Source organism: Sphingopyxis sp. 10G20-10, from assembly GCF_057365075.1.
This window is the reverse complement of record NZ_CP195117.1, coordinates 1,665,897-1,680,834: the sequence shown is the minus strand read 5'-3', so window position 1 is coordinate 1,680,834 and position 14,938 is coordinate 1,665,897. Positions and strand designations below refer to the sequence as shown.

The window sequence follows — 14,938 nt, the reverse complement described above, 5'->3', positions numbered from 1 at the left end:
GGCAAATGAACACCCCCTTTTACACATATCTTTGCCCCGCTCCTTAGAAAGCAATTTGGGCGCGGGCTCCAAGAGAGTTGACGCCATAGTTGCGATCGCCACCTACCGCGATCACCGCGTCATGATAGTCGAGCCGGGCGTAATTGATCATGAAACGGACATAGTCGATCGGGGTCCAGATCAGCGACGCCATATAGCCATTTTGCGTGCCGCCGACGATGCCAGCATCAGTCAGGTCAAGATAATCATAGCGCAAATTCAACTGGATCGCGCCAATCCCACCATCTCCGACCGGCTTTTTGACTTTGACCCCTTTGAAAACCCCGCCCTTATAGCTGCGCGTGTCGTCGGTCAGGAAAATCCCGGCCTCGGCCGCGCCACCAAAAAAGGTCGGGTCGGGCGCGCCGAGGCGGTCCACATTCTGCCAATGGGCCTCGGCCATGCCATGCACGCGCCCGCGAATAATCGCGGCTTCTAGCCCATAGCCCGTTTCCTGCTCTGCCGCGATGTTGGGCGTGGCGATGAACCGCGTGTCGGTGGAATGGACGAGCGGGCGCTGACGATAGCGGACGCTGGTATTGGCATCACCAAAGTCGCGCCAATGCGTTGATGCGCCGAAATGCAGCTGCGTGCGCCCCAGTTTCGGAGCGAAGACTACACGGCCATCGACGCCAACGGCGTTGTTTTCATCATCACTCAAATCGGTGAAGTTGGCGGTGAAAACACCACCCTGAACCAGCACATCGCCTGCCGCATATTCACCCGACACGCCCACGCGCCGTTCAAAGCCGAACGAATCGGTAAAGGCGGCGCGTTCCATGAAACTGCTGTCGTTGCTGCTCGTCAGCTCCTCCAAACTCTGGAAGCTATTATGCTGGCCAACAGTCAGCTTTATCGGGCCATCCTGATAGGTCAAAATTGTGTCGGTCAGTTCGACACCACCGCTGGCGAAATCGCCTTCAAGCTTATAGCCAAATCCGCCTGGAATCGCCCCCGAAACACCCAGCCGAACGCGACGCAATTCGTTCGAAAAACCTAGTCCGGCGTCGTTAATACCGTCCGGAGCGCTGACCCGCGCAGCGTCGATGAGCAACCGTCCGCGCGGCTTAAAGCTCCACCCATCAGAGGATTTAACCTCCGGCGCGCCTTTCCAGCTAATCTCTGTTTTGGACTGTGGAGCAGCGGTTGGCGCGGCAGCCGCTGGCGCGGGTGCAGTCGCGGCATCAAGTCGTGATTCCAGCGTTTCGACCTGCGCCCGCAGCGCGGCGATTTCAGCGCGCATGGCGGCAACGTCGCTGGCGGTCCACTCTTCAGCCGAGGCGACAGTTGGCAGTGTCAGCATCGATGTGGCCAGCAAAGCGATGGAGAATTTATAGCGCATGAGGGGAAGTTCCGGATTCGAGTAGAATGATCTAGCGTCACTCCTATGGCCTTTAAATGACAATCGCGCGACGGTATGATGACATTATTGTTTCACCGTCATCCTTTGTGCGGCCCCTTGCCTCGGCTTCGCCAGCGAGTATGGACGGCACATAGATTTAGGGAGAAAATTATGACCATCAATTTTAACGGACGCGTTGCCATTGTCACCGGTGCCGGTGGCGGGCTCGGTCGCGCCTATGCCCTCGAACTGGCACGGCGCGGCGCGAAAGTGGTGGTCAACGATCTCGGTGGATCACGCGATGGCACGGGCCATTCGGATGCCGCACTGCAAGTCGTCGAAGAAATCAAGGCGGCGGGCGGAACCGCCATGTCGAATGGCGGCAGCGTCACCGAATATGACCATATGGTCGAAATGGTCGCCAAGACCAAAGAGGCTTGGGGCCAGATCGACATATTGATCAACAACGCCGGTATCCTGCGCGACAAAAGCTTTGCCAAGATGGAGCCGAAGGATTTCGACATGGTCGTCGACGTCCACCTGATCGGCAGCGCCAATGTCACCAAGGCTTGCTGGGAAACCATGCGAGAACAGGCCTATGGCCGCATCCTGATGACCGCCTCGTCAACCGGATTGTTCGGCAATTTTGGTCAGACCAACTATGGCGCCGCCAAGCTTGGCCTCGCCGGTTTCACCAAGTCGCTTTATCTGGAAGGCGCAAAATATAATATCCGCGTCAACACGCTGGCCCCTGTCGCCGCAACGCGGATGACCGAGGATATTTTCCCGCCCGAACTCTTCGCCCAGTTCAATCCCGAAAACGTCGTTCCTGCCGCGCTGTTCCTGGTGTCCGAAGATTCCCCGTCCAACGCCATCGTTGGTGCGGGTGCGGGCGTCTATCAGACGAGCTATGTCACACTGACCCCCGGCGTTGCGTTGCCCCCCGAAGACCGCACGGTCGAAGGGGTCGCCGCGGCATGGGAGAAAATCTGCGACCGCACCGGCGAAACCGTCCCGCAATCGGGGTCAGAACAGTCCATGTCTATCCTGAAAGCGTTGCAGGCACAGCTAGGCTGATTGTGCCAACACAGCGGCGGGGGTGGCATCGCTGCCTCGCTGTATTGACACAGTAATACGCGTGTGGCATGGTCGACGCGGGGCAAGGGGATCGAACCATAGAGGACGACCCTAATGTATAGCGATAGCGACCTGCAAACTGCGGTCGATGCGAATATATTGACGCCAGAGGCCGTAACAGCCTTTCGCGCCCATATTGCGTCGGCGCGTTACGCCCCCGGTGCCGACGAAGAGCATTTTCGCCTGATTACCGGCTTCAACGATATATTTGTCAGTATTGCTGCGGTGATATTGCTCGTCGCGGTGGGATGGATCGGCGAATCCATCCATCCGGCCCTCGCTGGTGTCGCGGTTGCAGGTACCGCTTGGGGTTTAGCGGAATATTTCACCCGCCAGCGCCGCATGGCACTCCCCAGTATCGTGCTTGTCCTCGCCTTTGCGGGCGGCGTTATGGGCACGATGGTTGGGTTCCTGGTCAAACATGGCGAAGCCATTTTCGGCCATCATCCAGCCGAATCGACAATGGCCATCCTGGCAAGCGGCATAGCCTTGATAACCGCTGGCGCGACCTGGCTTCACTGGAAACGCTTCATGGTGCCGATAACGGTCGCGGCGGGCAGCGCAGCGCTCGCTGGCACCGCAATTGCCCTCATCCTCGCAATAGTTGGTGGAACCGAGCCGCCGGTCAATCTCATCCTGTCGCTCGTGCTCGTCGCCGGTATTGGCGTCTTCTCGATAGCCATGTGGTGGGACCGCAGCGACAAGGTTCGCCAGACCCGCCGCAGCGACGTGGCTTTCTGGCTCCACCTCTTGGCCGCGCCGATGATGGCGCATCCGATCTTCGCGCTGTTGGGCGTGACAGAGGGTGACAATATCACCGTCATGGCCGCGGCGATGGTCGTCGTCATCTATATCGGCTTTGGCCTGATCGCACTGGCGATCGACCGGCGCGCCTTGCTTGTCTCGGCACTGGCTTATGTGCTCTTTGCCCTGACCCAGCTGTTCCGCGAATTTGGTGCGGTGGAACTCAATGTCGCGCTGACCGCCTTTTTCATCGGATCGTCATTGTTGCTGCTCTCGGCCTTCTGGCAGAACGCGCGCCATGCAGTGGTGGGTTTACTACCGGACAGCCTGGCCGGACAGCTTCCCGCAACGACGGCACTGGTCAGTCCGCAACCAGCTTCATAAGTTTGCGTTCTACGGGGGCGAGTATATTCGTCAGCTCGTCCCCACGCTTCAAAATCGCCCCGCCTTCGGATACCAGCGCCCACATGCCCTGGCGGTTCCGCAAGGCGGGGCGTTTTTCTATGCGATATTCGGGGCGTTCGGCGGCGCGGCGAAAGGCCGAAAAGCTGGCAACCTCGCGCTCAAAATCCATCGCATAGTCGCGCCAGTTACCGGCGGCGACCATTCGGCCATACAGATCCATGATGCGTGTCAGTTCCTGCCGGTCAAAGCCAATTTGCGTGGTCACCGACCGGCTATTGACTGGCCAAGGCGTCACTATTCCCATCAGGCGCGGTTCTGGCTGCCTTTCCGGCTGGATTTACCGTCGTCGTCTTTATCCTCGATCAGCTCGTTAATCTGCTTTTGCAACAATTCGAGTTGGCACTGGAGCAGTTCGACCTTCTGCGTCGCCGGATCAAATGTATCGCAGCACGGCGTGCCATAAGGCACAAATTCCCGCGCATATTCGCTGGCATCAACCAGCGTAGAACGCGCAGGAATGCCGATCATCACAGCGCCTTCGGGGACATCTTTGGTCACCACCGCATTGGCCCCCACGCGGGCGCGCGGACCAACGATCACCGGTCCCAAAATCTGGGCGCCCGACCCGACGATCACATCATCGGACAATGTCGGGTGACGTTTGCCGCCAATGCCATTGGCCGGATCGGTGCCGCCCAGCGTTACGCACTGATAAATAGTCACATTATCACCGATTTCAGCCGTTTCGCCAATCACGGTAAAACCATGATCGATGAACAAATGCCGCCCGATTTGCGCGCCCGGATGAATGTCGATCGCCGTCAGCCAGCGCGACAGATGATTAAAAAATCGAGCGAGGAAATACAGGTCGGCTTCGAACAGCCAATGCGCAATACGGTGCAGACCGACCGCCAGCAAACCTGGATAAAGCAAGATTTCCCAGCGTGAACGCGGCGCAGGGTCACGCGCCTTGATGGAATCGAGATAAGCGACCAGCCCTCGGAACATCGCATTGTCTCCTGCGATCAAAACTAAGGTGAAAGATAGAGTGTGAGGCGCATGATTTCCACCCCCGAACGAAAATCGCCCCGTCAGCGTCCAAAAATGCCAAGCCTCAGCAACAACAGGGCTTCGCGCCGCCAATGGCGCTCCCCACCCTTCAAAGCGATGGCTTGCGCCCAGCGATCCAGCATGAACAGCACCTTTTGATCGTGAAAATCGGCGCGACCTGTCTTTGGCAGGCGCCCCGCGCGAGCCAACAGCGTGTGCGCGGCTTGCGCCTCCGCCTGCACCGACGCGCCCCAGACAAGCCCCCAGCGGGCACCCGCTGCACCGCGCCCTTCAAGGGGGCTGTTGCCGTAACAAAGGGCGAATGTCCGGTCGCCAAAGTCGCTGGCGGCGGCAATGCGCGCCGCGTCATCTTCGGCAAAAATCAGCATTTCGACGGGACCGGTAAGCGAAGCCAGGTCGCTGCCCTGCGGCCAACTGCTCTGCAAATCGGCCAATAATGGCTCACCCTGTGGTAATTTGGTCGGGTCATTCGCCAAATACCCCAGCATGTCGCGCCACCAGACGAGCTTGATTTGTGCCACTAGCGGCTCGCGGGCGTTGACCAAAAGCTGCGCCAGTCGCTCGACCAGCGCCCAGAGTGACGTCATGGCGGCACGCTCTTCGCGCCCGACCATCACCATCACGCGCGGGTCGCGCATGTCGGGATAAGCGCCACCGACAACTGTCGTCGGGGCGGTATCAGCCGCGATTGCAGGCAAATTTTACCGCCGCGATGACACGCGCCGTATCGACCAGCGCTGCCTTTTCCAGATTGGCGGCATAGGGCAGCGGCACATCCTCGTTGCACACGCGCATGACGGGCGCATCCAGATCGTCAAAGCCCTGTTCCATCGCCACCATCGCCAGTTCGCTTGCGATGGAGCAGGTCGGCCAGCCTTCTTCGACAATCACCAGCCGGTTCGTCTTTTTAAGGCTTTCCAGCACAGTTGCCGTGTCGAGCGGACGGATGGTACGCAAATCGATAACTTCGGCCTCAATCCCCTCGCCCGCCAACGTATCGGCCGCCTCCAGCGCCAGTCCGACGCCGATCGAATAGCTGACGACCGTAACGTCTGCACCCTCGCGCATCGTTCGCGCTTTACCAATCGGCAGCACGAAATCCTCGATGTCGGGAATATCAAAGCTTCGACCGTAAAGCAGTTCATTTTCAAGGAAAACAACCGGATCTTCGCTGCGGATCGCTGCCTTCATCAGCCCCTTGGCATCGGCGGCGTCATAGGGACAAATGACGATCAGTCCCGGCACACTGGCATACCAGGGTGCATAATTCTGGCTATGCTGCGCGCCTACGCGAGAGGCCGCACCATTGGGACCGCGAAAGACGATGGGACAGCGCATCTGGCCACCCGACATATAATTGGTTTTCGCCGCACTATTGATAATATGATCAATGGCTTGCATCGCAAAGTTAAACGTCATGAATTCGATGACCGGACGCAGCCCGCCCATCGCCGCCCCGGCACCAAGCCCCGCAAAGCCATATTCGGTAATCGGCGTATCGATGACGCGGCGCTCGCCAAATTCAGCGAGCAAGCCCTGCGTAACCTTATAGGCGCCCTGATATTCGGCGACCTCTTCGCCCATGACAAAGACGCGGTCATCGCGTCGCATTTCCTCGGCCATCGCATCGCGCAGCGCTTCGCGCACGGTCATGCGGGCCATCGCTGTCCCTTCGGGGATCGCCGGATCAGAGGCACGCTCGGTCGGTTCTGGTTTCGCGGCCTTCTCTTCCGTTTGCCCTGAGCTTGTCGAAGGGCCGTCCTTCTTTGTTTCCGAGGACGTGGAGGACGGTGCTTCGACAGGCTCAGCACGAGCGGAACTTGATGAGGCATCCTCGTCCTCGCCAGCGATCAGTGCGATGACGGTGCCGACCTTCACATTGTCGGTGCCCTCGGCAATCAGGATTTTGCCAACGGTCCCTTCGTCGACCGCTTCGAATTCCATCGTCGCCTTGTCGGTTTCAATCTCGGCCAATATGTCGCCCGATTTGACCTCATCGCCTTCTTTGACGAGCCATTTGGCCAATGTCCCCTCTTCCATCGTCGGGGACAGTGCCGGCATTTTCAGTTCGATGGCCATCAATATTGCTCCACCAGCACGTTGGTATAAAGTTCTTCCAGTTCAGGTTCGGGCGCATTTTCGGCAAAGTCCGCGGACTCGTTCACCACTTGGCGAATTTCCTTGTCGATGGCCTTGATGGCATCCTCGGTCATGCCGGCGTCGAGCATCAGCTTTTTCAGCCCCTCAATCGCATCAGACTTGTCGCGCACCGCCTGCACTTCCTCGCGGCTGCGATATTTGGCGGGATCGGACATGCTGTGGCCGCGATAGCGATAGGTTTTGAGTTCCATCAGCACCGGCCCCTTGCCGGCGCGCACCCATTCAATCGCCGCTTCTGCGGCACCGCGCACGGCTAGTACGTCCATACCGTCAACCTGCATCCCCGGGATGCGGAAACTTTCACCGCGCCGATACAGTTGATCTTCGGCTGACGACCGGTTGACAGAAGTGCCCATCGCATATTGGTTATTCTCGATCACAAAGATGATCGGCAGTTTCCACAGCTCGGCCATGTTGAAGCTTTCATAAACCTGCCCTTGGTTCGCCGCTCCGTCGCCGAAATAGGCCATGCAAATGCCGCCATCGTCGCGGTATTTATGGCCAAAGGCGAGCCCGGTGCCCAGCGCGACCTGCGCCCCGACGATGCCGTGGCCGCCGTAAAATTTATGCTCGACGCTGAACATGTGCATCGACCCGCCCTTGCCGCGCGAAATGCCCGCAGCACGGCCGGTGAGTTCCGACATGATCAGTTTGGGGTCGATACCATAAGCCAGCATATGGCCATGATCACGATAGCCGGTGATGACGCTGTCCTTGTCGCCATCAAGCGCGCTCTGCAGCCCGACGGCCACGGCTTCCTGACCGATATACAGGTGGCAAAAACCGCCAATCAGCCCCAGACCGTAAAGCTGCCCCGCCTTTTCTTCAAAGCGCCGGATGAGCAACATTTCGCGATAGAATTTTTCCAGCTCCTCGGGTGTCGCCTTATAGGGCGTCGGGTCACGCGGCTTGGCGCGGTTGCTGGTGGGCGCAGGCGTCGCTGCGGATTTTGAGGGCGCGGCTTTTTTGCGCGCAGGTGCTTTGGCCAAGGCCTTTATCCTTTACGTGTTGCCGTTAGGGCATAGGCTCCTATAGGGCGGCAACGCTCCGCTTGGCAACGGCCCGAGCCACTCAAATTCACCAATTTTACGTATGCGACGGCGATGCGTCAGGGTGCGGGGTCGGGCTTCATCGGGATGATTACATCATCGGGATGCGTGACTCCCAATTCCTTGCGGATCATCTCGTCGGCTAGGTCGGGGTCGACCCGCCGCTGGTCGAGCAGGTTCACGCGGTTCTTAAGCTCGCTCTGCCGCTTGGTTAGCTGCGCCAACACGGCCTGACGCTTTTCCACCGACTGGTTGTAATCGCCCCAAGCATAAAGACCGGTCGGCCCGAAAATAGCATAGCCAATCATCGCCAGCACCGCCAACGCAGCAATGGCCGGACCAATAGCCCGATTAAGTGATTTATGAATTTTGTGGCGCTGCGTCATCAAAGCCCTTGAATCACAGCAAATTCGTGCCGTCAAGCCGGGAAGTGCGCGTTTTCCACTAGGCCCATAGTTTCAACGACCATTGCCATCTCCACCGACACTCCCTGATCAAGCAACCAACGCAGCAAGACCATCAACGTAAAACGGCTCCTCATTAGGTCTTTGGTGACGCAAATCATGGTATGTGCGCCACAATGGAACAGATTCGGGATGCCATCTATTATGAGCAACTGGCTCGGGTCGCGCGGCAAAAGGCCGACGCGAGCGCGGATCCGTTCCTCGCGCGCCGTCTCCGCGAAGCGGCGATCAAGCACGAACGCATGGCAAGAAGTCTGCGCAGAAAAGGTACGGAATCGCCAAAATAATTGACCGTGCGCTCCAATGTCGCCTTGTCTTTGGACAGGAGACTCAATTGGTGCGGGTGGCGTCGGTCAGTGGCTCCAGAAAATCGACATGCGGATCATGGAGCAGCTTGCTTGGCCCGCGCTCCAGAAAGCGCCTAACCTTGGGCGCTATATCGCCGTCGCTCAATGTGCTTAAGAGCTTCGAATTTTCTGCATCCGCCTGAGTTCGCCTTTGATTGTGGCGCACATAATCCAGCCAAGTGGGAACATGATAGCGCTCAACCCATATCTCCGGATCGCCCATATCGCGTTGCAGCGCCCAGCCCTTGGCTCCGTCACGCAACCGGATCCGCCGCCGCTCTGCGATGGCGTGCAGAAACGCATCTTCATTCTCTGCACGGATATGATATTCGATCATGATAACGACCGGGCCGCTTCGTGCTTCCACGGGGAGAGCGGTCTGCGGCTCGCGCCAACGACCCAGCGGGTCAAGATTGGCGCTCTCTAGATTGGGCAGCGGACGGATCAGCCCCGCCATGGCACCGACGATTGTTACCGCCGCCGTCGCCATCAGCGAAGCCTCGATGGCGAAGACTTGAGCTACCCATCCAAACAGCCAACTGCCAATCGCCATGCCTCCGAACGCCATCATCTGATAGATCGCCAAGGCTCGTGCGACGACCCAACGCGGGGTGGCCAGTTGCACGGTGACATTGAATGTCGACAGGGTCACCAACCACCCTGCCCCGGCCACCACCAACGCCAGCCCGCTCAAGATAAGCCAGTTGCTCAGCGCAATCACAATCGCTGCTGCGCCGAGCGCCAAAGCGCCGAAACGAATGAGCAATTCACTACTGAATCTCGCGCGCAGCCGCTGCGATCCCAGCGCACCCATCACCGCCCCAATCCCGAATGCCCCCAACAACACGCCATATCCCAGCGCGCCGCCGCCGACGATGTGGCGGGCAACAAGGGGCATCAGAGCGGGCACACCCGCCGCCCCCATGCCGAACAGCGCCGCCCGGCCCATCACCGTGCGCAACGACGGCGACATGATGACATAACGCACGCCGGCGCGCATCGCGGAGCCAATGGATTCGCGCGGCAAGCTGTTCTCGGGCCGCACCGGCCGCCATTTCAGCAAGACCCCGATCAGCCCCAGATAGGAAAAGGCGTTGACCAGAAACGCCGCCGCCGCGCCCGCAATCGCCACGATAGCACCGCCAATGGCCGGGCCAACGCTGCGCGCCACATTGAACCCCATGCTGTTATAGGCAACCGCCGCAGGCAAGACCGGACGCGGCACCATCTCGCCGACCGAAGCCTGCCATGCTGGTGCGTTGAGCGCGGTTCCGCAGCCGATCGCAAAGGTAAAGACCAAAAGCAGCCAAGGCGTCAGCCAGCCATTCCACGCCACCACCGCCAGCGCCATAGAGATGATCAGCATGAAGCTTTGCGCAAAGATCATCACCAGACGCCGGTCAAGATTATCGGCAATCGCGCCCGACCAGAGCGACAGGAGCATGATCGGCAGCGTCGTTGACGATTGGACAAGCGCTACAAGAACCGGCGACGTGGAAAGCGATGTCATTGTCCATGACGCGCCGACCGACTGGATCAGTCCACCGAAATTCGAAAACAGGCTGGCAATCCAGACCGCGCGGAAAATGGGAATGACCAGCGGCGAAGGAGGATTCGGATCGTGCGACGCATTGGTGGCCATGACCCTGTCTTAACAGGCGATGCGGAACTGAGAAGCCCTGCCTTGCACGGTTTGGCCCCTGCCTTGTGCCCACGGGGCAAACGTGGGATGCTACCCCGGTTGACAGGAAGGAATTGAAAGATGGGCATTTCTGGAGATTTGCAAGGTCGCCGACTGTTCCTTGGCGGAATTATCACAACAGCCCTGTATCTACCTTTCGCAGGCATCGCTCATGCCAAGGGTTTGGGACTGGGCAGCATATTGGGGAAGGCATCCGACAGCGCGCTGGACAAGCTGGCGCAGCCCGGGGCCTTTTACAATGATCCGGACATTCGCATCGATTTGCCCATTGTGGGCGGCGCGAGTCGCAAGCTTGGCGCGCTATCTTCGGTGCTCAACGCTGGCAAGAAGACCGGCCTGCTTGACGGATTGACCCGCAAGATGAACGATGCCGCCGGGGTTGCGGCAGGGGAAGCCAAACCGATTTTTCGATCGGCCATCGATGGCCTGACGATCAAGGACGTTCCCTCCATCGTCTCGAAAAAAGACGGCGCCACCCAATATTTGCGCACGAGTTCGGGCGATGCGTTGCACGGCAAGCTTCGCCCACTGGTCGACAGCGCGCTTGGGGACCATGGCGTCTATGATGAGATGGACAAGCTCAACAGCAAGCAAACTGTCCTTGGCCTTGCCGGCATCAATCGCGACGGTCTTGGCAAATGGGTCACCGACAAGGGGCTGGACGGAATCTTCAAATATATCGGTACCGAAGAAGGCAATTTGCGCGACAATCCGCTCGGCAAAGCGGGCGGTTTGCTCAAGAATGTGCTGGGGAATTAGGAACAAACTAACTTCAGGTTGATGTTCATCGTCATTGCGAGCGAAGCGCGGCAATCCAGAGCAACCTTGAACCGCACTGGATTGCCGCGTCTCTTCGCTCCTCGCAATGACGATAGAAGAACAGGTTTGTAACTCTAAGGGTAGGCCTGAAACAGTCCGTTTTGATTTCGCCCGCAATCGGCTCAATCGGTCTCAGCCGAAAATGGCCATGCCCGGAAAATGCGCCATGTCGCCCAATTCTTCTTCGATGCGGATCAGTTGGTTATATTTGGCCAACCGGTCCGACCGAGCGAGGCTGCCGGTTTTGATCTGACCGCAGTTGGTGGCAACGGCAAGGTCGGCGATGGTCGCATCCTCGGTCTCGCCCGAACGATGCGACATCACCGCCGTATAGCGCGCCCGGCGCGCCATATCGACGGCATCAAGGGTTTCCGACAAGGTGCCGATCTGGTTGACCTTAACCAGCAACGAATTGGCGAGGCCGTCCTTGATCCCCTGTTCCAGCCGCACCGGATTGGTCACGAACAAATCATCACCGACAAGCTGACATTTGTCGCCGATCAGGTCGGTCAGCGCCTTCCAGCCCGCAAAATCATCTTCGCTCATCCCGTCCTCGATCGACAGGATCGGATAGTCGGCGACCAGTTTGGCCAGATAGTCGGCCATTTCGGTGGGGGAAAGCGACAGCTTCTCGCCCGAAATCTCGTATTTGCCGTTCTTGAAAAATTCGGTCGCGGCGCAATCAAGGGCGAGCACGACGTCGCTGCCCAGCTTGAACCCGGCCTGTTCCACCGAGGCGGCAATAAAATCGAGCGCGTCGCGGGTCGAGGCGAGGTTGGGGGCAAAACCGCCCTCATCGCCGACCGCCGTTGCCAGCCCCTTGGCCGCGAGTCCCTTTTTCAACGTATGGAAAATCTCGCTGCCCCAGCGCACAGCCTCTGCAATGCTGCCCGCCCCAACGGGCATGACCATGAATTCCTGAATGTCGATCGGGTTGTCGGCATGTTCGCCGCCATTGATGATGTTCATCATCGGCACGGGCAAGGTGCGCGCCGACACGCCGCCGACATAGCGATAAAGCGGCAGTCCGCGCGCATCGGCGGCGGCTTTGGCGGCGGCAAGGCTCACCCCCAAAATGGCGTTGGCGCCCAACCGCGCTTTGTTCGGTGTGCCGTCCAGATCGATCATCATATGGTCGAGTTCCAGTTGATCCTCGACCTCGATCCCGACCAGTGCATCGGCGAGTTCACCGTTGACCGCCTCGACCGCTTTCAAAACACCCTTGCCAAGATAGCGGCTCTTGTCGCCGTCACGCAGTTCAACCGCTTCATGCGCGCCCGTCGATGCGCCCGAAGGCACAGCGGCGCGGCCCAGACTGCCATCCTCCAGCAACACTTCGACTTCGACCGTCGGGTTGCCCCGGCTGTCCAATATTTCGCGGCCATGAATGTCGATTATCGCGGTCATGTGAAATGTCCTGCTGGTTAGCGTGAAAGACCGGCCTGTCTGCCGGTCCATGGATTAAGCGCCCGCCTCCTATCGGCGCGGCAGGGCCAAGGCAATAATGCATAGGAATTTAGCGCGCCTATGGAACCTTTGCCCCTGCGTTGCTATATTATAGGTAAGGACAAGAATATCGCTGTTGCCAATTCGCGCAACGGTGGTGCCACGGAAAAAAGGACCAAAAAACATGGCCAAGCCTGCGACATCCTCCACGACCAAAACGCCTGCCCGCGCCAAGACCGCTACACCGCGCAAAACCGTCGCCAAACCGGCGGCGAAAAAAGCGGCGGCAAAGTCGGACAAACCGATCCGTGATCAACTGGCCGCAACACGCGACACCATCAAATCAGAGGCCAGCAAAAAGGCCAGCTCGATCCGCAAAGAAGCGTCAACCTTTGCCTCACAGGCATCGACCAAAGCACGCGAAGCCGCCGAAAAGGGCAAGGGTAAAGCCGCTGATTCGGTCAGCAGTCTGGCCAAGATGCTCGAAGACAGCGCCGGAACCGTTGATGATAAATTCGGCAAGCAATATGGCGACTATGCCCGCTCCGCCGCGACCACGGTTGCCGGACTCGCCACCACGCTCGAACAAAAAGATCTTGAAGAGCTGGCCGAATCAACGCGCGATTTTGTGAAGAAAAGCCCCGCCGTCGCGGTTGGCGCAGCGGCCGTGATCGGTTTTGTGCTGGCACGAATGCTGAAAGGCGGCAGCGATAACGGCTGACCTGTCTTGAAGCACACAGATAGCAACGCCCCTGCATCCGATACGGTCGGTCCGCTGGACCGGCTGAGTCATGGCTATGCGCCCAAAACGCCAGCCACACCGCCGCCGCCCGACCCGCTCAACGATGTGGTCGGCGACGTTGTGCAGAATGTCACAGCGGCGGCGCGCGCAGAGCTTCGCCTACTCGAAGCGCGCGCAACGATGGCCGGACATGGCGTTCAACGCGCCGGAATCTGGGGATTCATAGCCGCAAGCGCGCTGCTTGTAGCGCTCCTCGCGCTGGCCTTTGGTGCGATCCTGATTCTGGCGACCTATGTCGGCCCCTTGCTGGCAACCTTGATTGTTTTTGCGGCCTTGTTGCTCCTCGCCACCTTTGCCGGCTTTCGTGCGCGGCAAAGCGCAGCCAATGTGACGGCGGCGTTCCGGTCGGATGCTTTTGCCGATTCCATCGAAGAGGATGGCGAATGAACCCGATGCGTGTCCGGCTCGACAATGCACTGCGCAATGCGATGTTACAGCGCGCGCAACTGCGTGGCAGCGTCAACAAAGCCAAAGGCGAGCTGGCGCCAAAGTCGCTGATTAATCGCGGCAAATATCGTGTGGGTAAAAAGGTCGACGCCGCCGTCGATTCGGCACAAACCGGACTGAAGGAATATCGGGTTCCGATCGCACTCGCCGCAGTGGCCGGATTGGCCTATGCTTTTCGCGATCCCTTGCGGCGCGCGATACCCCATGTGGCAGAAAAATTGGGTGGTCTGGCAGATCAGGCCATCGATATAGCAAAGGCAGCCGTCGGCGCTGAAATTGATCAGGATATTGCGGAGGAAGATGATGAAAACACTGAATGAAGCAACGCGCGAAGCGCAGGCCAAAGCCGAAGAGCTCGCCGAAAGCGCCCGCCAAACCGCCGAAGCAGCACGGGTGCGGATCCAGGGAAGCTATGGTCGCGCGCGCGAAGTCGGCGGCGAACTGGCATCCAAAGGCCGCGAACAGGCCGAAAGCCTCGCACGGGTATCCGCCGATGCGCTGGAAAAAGGCAAAAAGCAGGCCACGCGCGCCAACAGCAAGCTGAAGGAAGCCGCCAAGGAGCAACCGATGGCGCTGGTTGCCGGAGCCGTGGCTCTGGGCGCTTTGCTGGGGTCGCTGCTGCCCAAACGTGGCGATTGAGCCGCTTGCCGTAGCGACATCACCCTGTTAGTGGCGCGGCGCAACAGGCGCATCCCGCCCCCAACAGGATTATAGATATGAGCAAATTGCATCTGGTTTTTGGTGGACGCGTAACCGACCCACAGGGTCTGGATTTTGTCGACCTGGCCAATCTGGATGTTGTCGGCCTGTTCCCAGACTATAAATCAGCCGAAAAGGCGTGGCGCAGCGCGGCACAGCGCACCGTTGACGACGCCGAAATGAAATATGTTGTCGTCCATCTGCACCGGATGCTGCAACCCGAAGGTGGCGACGACGCCTGAACGGCACCCGCATGACGCCGACG

The 14,938-nt window shown here is 59.1% G+C and carries 17 protein-coding genes; 8 read left to right on the top strand and 9 right to left on the bottom strand.

The window, feature by feature from the left end; all coding sequences use genetic code 11:
- Nucleotides 1-43: 43 nt before the first annotated feature.
- Nucleotides 44-1,381 carry an OprO/OprP family phosphate-selective porin gene (locus ACR3XE_RS08245; protein ID WP_486185641.1) on the bottom strand — a complete coding sequence of 446 codons (1,338 nt, stop codon included), beginning with the start codon at nt 1,379-1,381 and terminating at the stop codon, nt 44-46.
- A gap of 171 nt (nt 1,382-1,552) precedes the next feature.
- Here ACR3XE_RS08245 and ACR3XE_RS08240 point away from each other — a divergent pair, with 171 nt between their 5' ends.
- Together ACR3XE_RS08240 and ACR3XE_RS08235 are read left to right on the top strand one after the other, a co-directional pair.
- Nucleotides 1,553-2,458 (top strand): SDR family NAD(P)-dependent oxidoreductase, encoded by a 906-nt coding sequence (locus ACR3XE_RS08240; protein ID WP_473698120.1) that lies wholly within the window; start codon nt 1,553-1,555, stop codon nt 2,456-2,458.
- A gap of 114 nt (nt 2,459-2,572) precedes the next feature.
- Nucleotides 2,573-3,646: a hypothetical protein gene (locus tag ACR3XE_RS08235; protein ID WP_486185640.1), complete on the top strand. Its 1,074-nt coding sequence runs from the start codon at nt 2,573-2,575 to the stop codon at nt 3,644-3,646.
- Here ACR3XE_RS08235 and ACR3XE_RS08230 read toward each other — a convergent pair.
- The 7 genes from ACR3XE_RS08230 to ACR3XE_RS08200 all read right to left on the bottom strand — a co-directional run bounded on the left by ACR3XE_RS08230 (nt 3,624) and on the right by ACR3XE_RS08200 (nt 10,400).
- On the bottom strand, nt 3,624-3,971 hold the full coding sequence (locus ACR3XE_RS08230) for a DUF2794 domain-containing protein (RefSeq protein WP_473698121.1): 348 nt from the start codon (nt 3,969-3,971) through the stop codon (nt 3,624-3,626). The two genes, ACR3XE_RS08235 and ACR3XE_RS08230, sit on opposite strands and share 23 nt — an antisense overlap.
- Nucleotides 3,971-4,675 (bottom strand): serine O-acetyltransferase EpsC, encoded by a 705-nt coding sequence (gene epsC / locus ACR3XE_RS08225; protein WP_473698122.1) that lies wholly within the window; start codon nt 4,673-4,675, stop codon nt 3,971-3,973. Before epsC ends, ACR3XE_RS08230 begins: the two co-directional genes overlap by 1 nt.
- Nucleotides 4,676-4,758: 83 nt before the next feature.
- Nucleotides 4,759-5,436, bottom strand: a complete 678-nt coding sequence (locus ACR3XE_RS08220) for a hypothetical protein (RefSeq protein WP_473698123.1) — start codon at nt 5,434-5,436, stop codon at nt 4,759-4,761.
- Nucleotides 5,417-6,817, bottom strand: a complete 1,401-nt coding sequence (locus ACR3XE_RS08215) for a pyruvate dehydrogenase complex E1 component subunit beta (RefSeq protein ID WP_473698124.1) — start codon at nt 6,815-6,817, stop codon at nt 5,417-5,419. Before ACR3XE_RS08215 ends, ACR3XE_RS08220 begins: the two co-directional genes overlap by 20 nt.
- Nucleotides 6,817-7,887 carry a pyruvate dehydrogenase (acetyl-transferring) E1 component subunit alpha gene (pdhA, locus tag ACR3XE_RS08210; RefSeq protein ID WP_473698125.1) on the bottom strand — a complete coding sequence of 357 codons (1,071 nt, stop codon included), beginning with the start codon at nt 7,885-7,887 and terminating at the stop codon, nt 6,817-6,819. Before pdhA ends, ACR3XE_RS08215 begins: the two co-directional genes overlap by 1 nt.
- Before the next feature lie 119 nt (nt 7,888-8,006).
- Nucleotides 8,007-8,333: an FtsB family cell division protein gene (locus tag ACR3XE_RS08205; RefSeq protein ID WP_473698126.1), complete on the bottom strand. Its 327-nt coding sequence runs from the start codon at nt 8,331-8,333 to the stop codon at nt 8,007-8,009.
- Between the two features lie 408 nt (nt 8,334-8,741).
- Nucleotides 8,742-10,400 carry an MFS transporter gene (locus ACR3XE_RS08200; RefSeq protein ID WP_486185639.1) on the bottom strand — a complete coding sequence of 553 codons (1,659 nt, stop codon included), beginning with the start codon at nt 10,398-10,400 and terminating at the stop codon, nt 8,742-8,744.
- 120 nt (nt 10,401-10,520) lie between these two features.
- On the opposite strand from ACR3XE_RS08200, the gene ACR3XE_RS08195 reads away from it, so the two are divergent.
- Nucleotides 10,521-11,219, top strand: coding sequence for a DUF4197 domain-containing protein (locus ACR3XE_RS08195; RefSeq protein WP_473698128.1), 699 nt, complete (start codon nt 10,521-10,523; stop codon nt 11,217-11,219).
- 192 nt (nt 11,220-11,411) lie between these two features.
- Here ACR3XE_RS08195 and eno read toward each other — a convergent pair whose 3' ends face one another.
- Complete coding sequence (gene eno / locus ACR3XE_RS08190) at nt 11,412-12,686, bottom strand: phosphopyruvate hydratase (protein ID WP_473698129.1); 1,275 nt, start codon at nt 12,684-12,686, stop codon at nt 11,412-11,414.
- A gap of 223 nt (nt 12,687-12,909) precedes the next feature.
- Here eno and ACR3XE_RS08185 point away from each other — a divergent pair, with 223 nt between their 5' ends.
- The 5 genes from ACR3XE_RS08185 (at nt 12,910) to ACR3XE_RS08165 (ending at nt 14,915) form a co-directional block, all read left to right on the top strand.
- Nucleotides 12,910-13,446, top strand: a complete 537-nt coding sequence (locus tag ACR3XE_RS08185) for a hypothetical protein (protein ID WP_473698130.1) — start codon at nt 12,910-12,912, stop codon at nt 13,444-13,446.
- Nucleotides 13,447-13,452: 6 nt separating this feature from the next.
- Nucleotides 13,453-13,914 carry a phage holin family protein gene (locus tag ACR3XE_RS08180; protein WP_473698131.1) on the top strand — a complete coding sequence of 154 codons (462 nt, stop codon included), beginning with the start codon at nt 13,453-13,455 and terminating at the stop codon, nt 13,912-13,914.
- The gene (locus ACR3XE_RS08175; RefSeq protein ID WP_473698132.1) at nt 13,911-14,294 is read left to right on the top strand and encodes a hypothetical protein; all 384 of its coding nucleotides are present in this window, start codon (nt 13,911-13,913) and stop codon (nt 14,292-14,294) included. The genes ACR3XE_RS08180 and ACR3XE_RS08175 overlap by 4 nt, the downstream gene beginning before the upstream one ends.
- Complete coding sequence (locus tag ACR3XE_RS08170) at nt 14,275-14,613, top strand: hypothetical protein (protein ID WP_473698133.1); 339 nt, start codon at nt 14,275-14,277, stop codon at nt 14,611-14,613. Before ACR3XE_RS08175 ends, ACR3XE_RS08170 begins: the two co-directional genes overlap by 20 nt.
- 77 nt (nt 14,614-14,690) lie before the next feature.
- The gene (locus ACR3XE_RS08165) at nt 14,691-14,915 is read left to right on the top strand and encodes a DUF4170 domain-containing protein (protein ID WP_473698134.1); all 225 of its coding nucleotides are present in this window, start codon (nt 14,691-14,693) and stop codon (nt 14,913-14,915) included.
- Nucleotides 14,916-14,938: the final 23 nt, after the last annotated feature.

Coding starts and splice junctions, on each gene's coding strand:
- ACR3XE_RS08200 (WP_486185639.1), bottom strand. CDS start 10,400: ATGGCCACCAATGCGTCGCACGATCCGAATCCTCCTTCGCCGCTGGTC.
- ACR3XE_RS08215 (WP_473698124.1), bottom strand. CDS start 6,817: ATGGCCATCGAACTGAAAATGCCGGCACTGTCCCCGACGATGGAAGAG.
- ACR3XE_RS08240 (WP_473698120.1), top strand. CDS start 1,553: ATGACCATCAATTTTAACGGACGCGTTGCCATTGTCACCGGTGCCGGT.
- ACR3XE_RS08245 (WP_486185641.1), bottom strand. CDS start 1,381: ATGCGCTATAAATTCTCCATCGCTTTGCTGGCCACATCGATGCTGACA.
- epsC (WP_473698122.1), bottom strand. CDS start 4,675: ATGTTCCGAGGGCTGGTCGCTTATCTCGATTCCATCAAGGCGCGTGAC.
- ACR3XE_RS08195 (WP_473698128.1), top strand. CDS start 10,521: ATGGGCATTTCTGGAGATTTGCAAGGTCGCCGACTGTTCCTTGGCGGA.
- ACR3XE_RS08170 (WP_473698133.1), top strand. CDS start 14,275: ATGATGAAAACACTGAATGAAGCAACGCGCGAAGCGCAGGCCAAAGCC.
- ACR3XE_RS08205 (WP_473698126.1), bottom strand. CDS start 8,333: ATGACGCAGCGCCACAAAATTCATAAATCACTTAATCGGGCTATTGGT.
- ACR3XE_RS08230 (WP_473698121.1), bottom strand. CDS start 3,971: ATGGGAATAGTGACGCCTTGGCCAGTCAATAGCCGGTCGGTGACCACG.
- ACR3XE_RS08175 (WP_473698132.1), top strand. CDS start 13,911: ATGAACCCGATGCGTGTCCGGCTCGACAATGCACTGCGCAATGCGATG.
- eno (WP_473698129.1), bottom strand. CDS start 12,686: ATGACCGCGATAATCGACATTCATGGCCGCGAAATATTGGACAGCCGG.
- ACR3XE_RS08235 (WP_486185640.1), top strand. CDS start 2,573: ATGTATAGCGATAGCGACCTGCAAACTGCGGTCGATGCGAATATATTG.
- ACR3XE_RS08165 (WP_473698134.1), top strand. CDS start 14,691: ATGAGCAAATTGCATCTGGTTTTTGGTGGACGCGTAACCGACCCACAG.
- ACR3XE_RS08185 (WP_473698130.1), top strand. CDS start 12,910: ATGGCCAAGCCTGCGACATCCTCCACGACCAAAACGCCTGCCCGCGCC.